Origin of the sequence: uncultured Campylobacter sp. (genome assembly GCF_937997595.1) — a bacterium.
Classification (GTDB): Bacteria; Campylobacterota; Campylobacteria; order Campylobacterales; family Campylobacteraceae; genus Campylobacter_B.
On the sequence record NZ_CALKTS010000275.1, the window covers coordinates 1 to 7,006 of the forward strand.

At 46.8% G+C, this 7,006-nt stretch carries 12 protein-coding genes; 1 reads left to right on the forward strand and 11 read right to left on the reverse strand.

The window, feature by feature from the left end; genetic code table 11:
• The 11 genes from Q0614_RS09045 to infA all read right to left on the reverse strand — a co-directional run.
• Window positions 1-875 (reverse strand): Mur ligase family protein (locus Q0614_RS09045; RefSeq protein ID WP_298788180.1); only part of this gene is annotated, 875 nt, incomplete at its 3' end.
• Entirely contained in the window at window positions 853-1,401 is a 549-nt protein-coding gene (locus Q0614_RS09050) for a histidine kinase (RefSeq protein WP_298022258.1), read from the reverse strand. The genes Q0614_RS09050 and Q0614_RS09045, both read right to left, overlap by 23 nt.
• Complete coding sequence (locus Q0614_RS09055) at window positions 1,391-1,657, reverse strand: NifU family protein (protein WP_297963446.1); 267 nt, start codon at window positions 1,655-1,657, stop codon at window positions 1,391-1,393. Before Q0614_RS09055 ends, Q0614_RS09050 begins: the two co-directional genes overlap by 11 nt.
• Window positions 1,658-2,164: 507 nt before the next feature.
• Window positions 2,165-2,725, reverse strand: a complete 561-nt coding sequence (locus tag Q0614_RS09060) for a L,D-transpeptidase family protein (RefSeq protein WP_297950226.1) — start codon at window positions 2,723-2,725, stop codon at window positions 2,165-2,167.
• Window positions 2,726-2,755: 30 nt separating this feature from the next.
• Complete coding sequence (gene rplQ / locus Q0614_RS09065) at window positions 2,756-3,112, reverse strand: 50S ribosomal protein L17 (RefSeq protein WP_298788181.1); 357 nt, start codon at window positions 3,110-3,112, stop codon at window positions 2,756-2,758.
• A complete protein-coding gene (locus Q0614_RS09070) occupies window positions 3,113-4,138 on the reverse strand; it encodes a DNA-directed RNA polymerase subunit alpha (RefSeq protein WP_298788183.1) in 1,026 nt (341 codons plus the stop codon).
• Window positions 4,139-4,149: 11 nt separating this feature from the next.
• Complete coding sequence (gene rpsD / locus Q0614_RS09075) at window positions 4,150-4,776, reverse strand: 30S ribosomal protein S4 (protein WP_005869858.1); 627 nt, start codon at window positions 4,774-4,776, stop codon at window positions 4,150-4,152.
• Between the two features lie 18 nt (window positions 4,777-4,794).
• Window positions 4,795-5,187: a 30S ribosomal protein S11 gene (rpsK, locus tag Q0614_RS09080; protein ID WP_177387174.1), complete on the reverse strand. Its 393-nt coding sequence runs from the start codon at window positions 5,185-5,187 to the stop codon at window positions 4,795-4,797.
• 10 nt (window positions 5,188-5,197) lie between these two features.
• Complete coding sequence (gene rpsM, locus Q0614_RS09085; RefSeq protein WP_005869856.1) at window positions 5,198-5,566, reverse strand: 30S ribosomal protein S13; 369 nt, start codon at window positions 5,564-5,566, stop codon at window positions 5,198-5,200.
• Window positions 5,567-5,569: 3 nt separating this feature from the next.
• On the reverse strand, window positions 5,570-5,683 hold the full coding sequence (rpmJ, locus tag Q0614_RS09090) for a 50S ribosomal protein L36 (protein WP_005869855.1): 114 nt from the start codon (window positions 5,681-5,683) through the stop codon (window positions 5,570-5,572).
• Between the two features lie 172 nt (window positions 5,684-5,855).
• The gene (infA, locus tag Q0614_RS09095; protein ID WP_005869854.1) at window positions 5,856-6,074 is read right to left on the reverse strand and encodes a translation initiation factor IF-1; all 219 of its coding nucleotides are present in this window, start codon (window positions 6,072-6,074) and stop codon (window positions 5,856-5,858) included.
• A 188-nt stretch (window positions 6,075-6,262) separates the two neighbouring features.
• Here infA and Q0614_RS09100 point away from each other — a divergent pair.
• Window positions 6,263-7,006 (forward strand): neutral zinc metallopeptidase (locus Q0614_RS09100; RefSeq protein ID WP_298788185.1); only part of this gene is annotated, 744 nt, incomplete at its 3' end.

Sequence of the window (7,006 nt, forward strand, 5' to 3'; positions counted from 1 at the left end):
ACAAGCGGGTTTTTATTTACGATCTGCACGCGACCCTCGACGCCGCCGAAGTTTGCCAGGGCTTTTGCGATCTTCTCATTCGGCAGCTTGGTTAGAATTTTAACTGCTGCAAACGCCGCGGTAAGATTGTAGAGATTAAACTCGCCGATCAGATCGCTTTGCAGCTGCGCATTATCGCCGTTTGGGGTGCGTACGAGCGCGTCGATGCCGCCCTTTAGCCCGTATCCGCTCACGCCGAAGCTCGCGGGATTTTTGATACCGTAGGTAAGGGCGTTTGTGGGATTAAATTTAATATGTCCGTCGTCGGCGTTTATGAGCTTTGGCGCGTCGTCTGCGAAAAATGAGCTCTTGACCGCGGCATATTCTTGCATGCTGCCATGATAATCGAGATGATCTTGACTTAAATTCGTAAAAATTTTAAGCGCAAAATTTAGCCCTTCTATGCGGTTTTGCGCGATTGCGTGCGAGCTAACCTCCATGACGAAGTACTCGCAGCCCTGTTTGCTAGCTTCGTAAAGATAGCTCATCGTCTTAAAAACCGAGCTCGTCGTAAGCCCCTTTTCGTCGATCCTGCGCTCATTTATAAAGGCGCCGCGCGTGCCGCTTAGACCGCAGCTAAAGCCTAGATCCAGCAGCGTCGAATAGATCGCCGCCGCGGTCGTGGTCTTGCCGTTCGTGCCGGTGATGCCAATGATTTTGATGCGCGGATCGATATTCAAAAGCTCCTTCGCCCGCGCGATAGAGATGATCTGCGCGCCTTTTTGCGCCGCTTCGGCTTGGAATTTAGCGTTCGCGCTCGTGTGCATAAAAAAGCAGCCCGCCTCGCACTCGGCGGAGTTGTCGGTGATAAAGCTATTTTCGAGTCGTATTTTCATGATTTTTGATTTTTTGCATTAGCGCTTCGAAGCGCTCATCGCCTGCGTACGCAGCAGCCGAGCTCTCGACGTAATTAAGCCCCATTTCGTAGTAGCCGTTTTCTATCAAATTTTCTAAAAATTCTATCATCTCGGTTTTGTCCGAAATGGCGATTTTGGAGGAAAAAATGATCGATTCAAAGGCGTCTTTAAAGCCTTTTTGGCCTACCGCGCGCATAAAATCGGCATAAGCGATGACTGCAATTTCGTCCTCGGCACCGGGCTCGGAAGCTGCTTCATTCGCGATCTTTTCGTTAATGGAGTTTAAAATTTTAAAAAGCTCCGCGGTTTGAGTTTTGGGGCTGAGGTTGTAAAAATCAAAGAGCATAAGTGCCTCTTCGCGGTCTGCCAGCGCAGTCTGGCAAAGTTCTAGCAAAAATAGAATTTCCTCCTCGCCGCTTTTTTCGTAGGCGAGCGAAAAATACAGCTTCGCAAGCTCAAATTCTCCGCGCGAAAAGGCTTTTAGCCCCAGCTTTTTATAATTCAAACTCTTCGCCTTCGGGGATGTTTACGACGCTAAGCTCGGGGTGAATATCCATGCGAAGCTGGCGCTCGACGCCGTATTTTAGGGTCTGTGCACTTGCGGCGCAGCCGTGGCAATGCCCGGTAAGGCGGACATAGACGACGCCGTTTTTTATGCCTAAAAGCTTCATGTCGCCGCCGTCGTTTTGAAGCATTGGACGGATTAGCTCCAAGCTGCCTTGTACCGGAGCTAGAAGCTCTTCATCGCTAAATGGTATCATTAAAATTCCTTGTTTTGGGTTTGGCGAATTATATCCAAAAGCGATAAAAAAAGGCTTATCGGGGATGAAATTTAATCTGAAATTTTGCGCTAGGAGCGTGGATTTTGCGTTATGGATCGTAAAGAATTTATGCGGCGCGGACGGCTGGGACTACAATTTTAAATTTTATTGATCTGGAGAAGGGCAAAGTTTGTGAATCATCCGGTTTGTGTATATTTAAATTTATACTATTTGCGCTATAAATTTGGGATGAAATTTCAGCTGAGCCAATGGTCAAATTTGAGATGAAATTTTGCTTGAGCGGGAGAGGATTTAAGGCGATTTTGTCTAAATTTATTGATATAAACGCCGATACGATTAAATTTTTATAAAACAATCCTGCTTTTAATCGCAAATTTTGCAACTACGAAAGTCTGGGCGGTGGATATTATTTTAAAGCTCGTAGATGAAATTTACGCTATGTTTATATCGATTGCGGCTGTGAAATTTTAGCGCAGGCGCGTGCAATCACGGCAAAATTTCTATCGGCGTGCCGATTTTTACGTGCTCGAAAAGCTCGTCCATATCGTCATTGACGAGCGCTATGCAGCCCTCCGTCCAGTCGCCGAACGCCGCGATACTCTGCCCTAGGTAGCTAAATTTGTTCGGTAGCCCGTGGATTTTGATATCGCCGCCTGCGCTCTTGCCGAGGGATTTTGCGTGCGCTACATCGGCTTTGTTCGGATAGGAGATCCCTAAATTTAGATGATACGCCGAGTTTGGATTTTTGCCGTTTATGGTGTAGTTGCCCTCCGGGGTTTTGCCGTCGCCTTGAACCTCTTTATGTCCTTCAGGCTCGCGTCCGAGGGCGATTTTGTAGCTTTTCGCGATGCCTTTTGAGGTCAAAATTTCAAGAATTCGTTTGGATTTATAGACGCGAATTTTAGAGATTTGCTCGCCGTCCAATGCCTGCTTTAGCGGAATTTCGGAGTTGATCGTTTCGATATTTTTATAGCTAAGATAATTGTCCAATGCCCACGCTAGGCCCGCAGCGACGATAACAAGCGGAAGTAAAATTTTAAATTTCATAGAAGAAATTTCGGGAGTGATCCCGAAATTTTATTTGCTGATTAGCTCGATATAAGCCATCTCTGCGGCGTCGCCCTTGCGGAGGCGGGTTTTGATGATGCGAGTGTAGCCGCCGTTTACGCCTGCGTATTTTGAAGCGATCTCGGTGACTAGTTTATTTGTCGCAGCCTTATCTTGAAGCACCGCGAAAACAAATTTATGCGCTTCGCTGTCGCCCTTGCGCGCGCGAGTGATCAGCTTCTCGGCATAACTTCTTAGCTCTTTTGCCTTAGGAAGCGTAGTTTCGATCTTGCCGCTAGTAACTAAAGCGATGGTTAAATTTTTAAGCAGGGCGGCACGGTGAGACGAAGTACGCCCTAGCTTCCTATATCCGTGATTATGTCTCATTTATTGTCCTTCATTCTTTTGTCTTTGAGCCTTCAGCTCATCAAGCTTGCGTTTTAGCTGCTCTTTTTTATCACCGAGCTCTTGGTTGCCGATAGGATAACCGATCTCCTCCATAACGGCCTTGATCTCCTCGAGCGATTTTTTACCTAAATTTTTAAGGTCTTTAAGCTCGCTCTCCTCCATAATCGCTAGCTCGCCGATAAATCTAATATCCGCGCGATCCAGGCAGTTGAAGCTTCGTGCGCTTAAGCTTAGATTGCTAACGCTCTCGAAAAGCTTTGCAAACTCGGAATTTGCAGGGATCGCTCTACCAAAAGTATCTGCAGCGCTGATATTTACGATGCCTTTGAAAACCGCCAGCTGCTGATACATCGCCTCAAGCGCGTTTTTAAACGCGTCTATCGCGCTGATCTGACCGTCGGTAGTGATCGTAAAGACCACCTTTTCGTAGTCGGGATTATCCTCTACAAATACGTTTTCGATATCGTAAACAGCCTTGGTTACCGGGGTAAAAAACGCATCCAACGCGATAAAATCGGCGTCTAAATTTTCTCTGATCTCTTCGCTTGGGACGTAGCCGATGCCCTTTTCGATGATGAGCGTAAATTTAAGATCGACATCCTCGTTTATCGTAGCTAGATAAGCGCTTGGATTTACGATCTCTACGGCGTCGTTGTTTAGGTTGCTGCCGTAAATTTCTTTAGGTCCTTTGAAGCTGTATTCTACGACCTCGCGTAGGGAATCGCCCTTGATTTTAAACCTTAAGCCCTTTAAATTTATGATAAAAGCCGCCATATCCTCGAGCATGCCGCGCATACTGTCGAATTCGTGGCTTACGCCTTCGATTTTAACCGCAGTCGGCGCAAAACCGACCGTGCTCGTATAAAGTAGCCTTCGTAAAGGATGAGCTAGAGTGACGGCATATCCTGTTTCAAAGGGATATGCTATGATTTTAGCAACATTTTCGCTGACATTCTCAACCTTTATTTCAGTTGGCATATGAGCTGATGTTGTGATTTTTCTCATATTAGCACCTACTATTTCGAGTAAAGCTCTACGATAAATCTTTCCTCTACAGGAATAACAACTTCTTCTCTCTCCGGAACTCTAGAAAAAATTCCGTATCTTTTCTCTTTTTCTACGTCTACCCACGCTACGATGCCAGTTTGTGCAGTAAGATCCAATGCTCTTGAAATTTGCGGGTTATTTTTGCTTTTTTCGATCACTTCGATCTTTTGTCCTGCGCGGACGCTGTATGAAGGGATATCGACGCGCTTGCCGTCTACTAAAATGTGTCCGTGCGTAACGAGTTGGCGCGCGAAGCGTCTAGTCGTGGCAAATCCCATGCGGTAAACGACGTTATCTAGCCTCTGCTCTAAAAGCTGAACCAAGATCGCTCCGGTGTTACCCTCTCTGCGAGCCGCTTCTGCAAATAGTCTGCGGAACTGCTTCTCGCTTACGCCGTACATAAATTTAGCCTTTTGTTTCTCGCGAAGCTGTGAGCCGTATTCGCTTAGTTTGGCGCGTCTTTGTCCGTGCTGACCCGGAGCGTAAGGGCGTTTTAAAAGCGCGCTCTTGCCCGCAAGCCTTCTTTCGCCTTTCATAAATAGATCGACGCCGAGCCTTCTTTCTAATTTTTCAACCGGTCCTGTATATCTAGCCATAAATTTCTCCTTTTATAATTACACGCGACGTCGTTTAGGCGGTCTGCAACCGTTGTGCGCAAGAGGAGTGATATCTTTGAAATACGTAACTTTAATCCCTTCTACGCTGCCTACGCTTTTAACGGCGGTTTCGCGTCCGCTTCCCGGACCCTGAACCTTGACGCCTACCTCTTTGATGCCGTGCTCTTTGGCTTTGTTTAGCGCGTCCTCGACGGCTTGCTGCGCCGCATAAGGAGTGGATTTTTTGCTGCCTTTAAAATTTAAAGCGCCCGCACTGCTCCACGCGATCGCGTTGCCCATCTCGTCCGTTACGGTAATCATAGTGTTGTTAAACGTAGCGGAGATGTAAACTATGCCTTTGGCGATATTTTTTCTGACGGTTTTTTTCTTAACTACTTTTTTTTGTGCCATATCTCAATCCTTATTTAGCTGCCGCGCCGACGGTTTTGCGTTTGCCTTTTCTGGTTCTAGCGTTCGTTTTTGTTTTTTGACCGCGAACCGGAAGGCCTTTTCTGTGTCTTAGGCCGCGATAGCCGCCCAAGTCCATAAGCGCTTTTATATCCATAGCCACTTGTTTGCGAAGATCGCCTTCGACCATATAGTGCTCTTGGATCTCTTTTCTGATAGCGGCGGCTTCATCTTCGCTCAGATCGGCGACTCTTTTATCGTAAGAAATTCCTGCCGCATCGAGAATTTTTCTCGACGTAAATAAACCTATACCGTAGATATAAGTTAGTCCGTATTCAATCCTTTTTTTCTTTGGTAGATCTACACCTGCGATACGAGCCATAACTTATCCTTGTCTTTGTTTATGTTTTGGATTTTCACAAATAACGTGAACAACACCTTTGCGTTTGACAATTTTGCATTTGTCGCACATTTTCTTAACGGATGGACGAACTTTCATTCCACTCTCCTAAAATTTTCTCCACTTTAAATGCAAACTGCACCTAGGTTTAATGAAATTTCAAAAGCGAAAGTATCAAACCAACTGTTTTCAAAATAGTGGGGATTTTGAAAACACTTCTTCCTACAGTTTAGTCGCAAAATCGCGAGTATATCTAAATTTAACTTTATCCTTACTTATAGCGGTAGGTGATCCTGCCTTTATCGAGGCTGTAAGGGGTCAGCTCAACTTTTACGCGATCGCCCGGCATTATCTTGATGTAGTGCATCCGCATCTTGCCAGCGATATGACATAAAATCACGTGTTTGTTATCGAGCTCAACCTTAAAAGTCGCGTTCGGCAGCGCTTCTATGACGTTGCCGTCGATCTCTATGACGTCGTCTTTTGCCACAAATTCTCCTTTCTTTTAAATTTAAAAAGGGCGATTATATAGAATTTAAAATTTTAAACAGCTTAAAAGAAATTTAAAATAAGCAAAATTTCAGATTTATTTCGCTACGCGCGCAGTATTTTACAAAAGCAAGGCGGCGCTCTTTTTAAAATTTTAGTATAATGGCTCAAAAATTTTAAAGGAAAAACATGAAATGGCAAGACGGCAGACGAAGCTCAAACGTGGAGGATGACCGCGCAAGCAGCATGCGCACGAGCTCCGGCTCGCTTGGGATGCTGATCCCGATCATCAGATTTTTGCTCGGCTCAAAGATCGGGCGCATAGTGCTCGTAATCGGCGTCGTAGCGTATTTTATGGGCTACAACCCTTTGGCGCTTTTAGACGGAGGCGCCAGCACACAGAGAGAGCCGACCGATAGCCCGCAGGAGCAAGAAAAGCTCGCCTTCGTCTCGGCGGTGCTGGCCCAAACCGAGGACGTTTGGGGCGAGATATTTAAAAGTGCGGGCGCGCGCTACGAGGAGCCAGGCTTGCGGCTTTTCCGCGATCAGATCGCAAGCGGCTGCGGCTTTGCGAGCGCGCAGACGGGACCTTTTTATTGCCCGAGGGACCATAAAATTTATCTGGATCTCGGTTTTTTCGACGAGCTTGCGAATAAATACAAAGCGGGCGGCGACTTCGCGCAGGCCTACGTCATCGCGCACGAAGTAGGGCATCACGTTCAAAATTTAATCGGCACACTGGAGCAGGTTAGCACTCTAAAAAGGCGCGCTCGCAGCGAAGCCGAGCAAAACGCGCTTCAGGTCAAAGTCGAGCTGCAGGCGGACTGCTACGCGGGGGTCTGGGCGCACTATCTCGCAAAAACAGGGCGCGTGCTGGAGGCGGGCGATATCGACGAGGCGCTAAATGCCGCCAGCGCGATCGGCGACGATACG

Excerpts from the sequence above, each read along its gene's own strand:
- rpsD (WP_005869858.1), bottom strand. The coding sequence starts at position 4,776 with ATGGCTAGATATACAGGACCGGTTGAAAAATTAGAAAGAAGGCTCGGC.
- Q0614_RS09060 (WP_297950226.1), bottom strand. The coding sequence starts at position 2,725 with ATGAAATTTAAAATTTTACTTCCGCTTGTTATCGTCGCTGCGGGCCTA.
- rpsM (WP_005869856.1), bottom strand. The coding sequence starts at position 5,566 with ATGGCTCGTATCGCAGGTGTAGATCTACCAAAGAAAAAAAGGATTGAA.
- rpsK (WP_177387174.1), bottom strand. The coding sequence starts at position 5,187 with ATGGCACAAAAAAAAGTAGTTAAGAAAAAAACCGTCAGAAAAAATATC.
- Q0614_RS09070 (WP_298788183.1), bottom strand. The coding sequence starts at position 4,138 with ATGAGAAAAATCACAACATCAGCTCATATGCCAACTGAAATAAAGGTT.
- Q0614_RS09055 (WP_297963446.1), bottom strand. The coding sequence starts at position 1,657 with ATGATACCATTTAGCGATGAAGAGCTTCTAGCTCCGGTACAAGGCAGC.
- rplQ (WP_298788181.1), bottom strand. The coding sequence starts at position 3,112 with ATGAGACATAATCACGGATATAGGAAGCTAGGGCGTACTTCGTCTCAC.
- rpmJ (WP_005869855.1), bottom strand. The coding sequence starts at position 5,683 with ATGAAAGTTCGTCCATCCGTTAAGAAAATGTGCGACAAATGCAAAATT.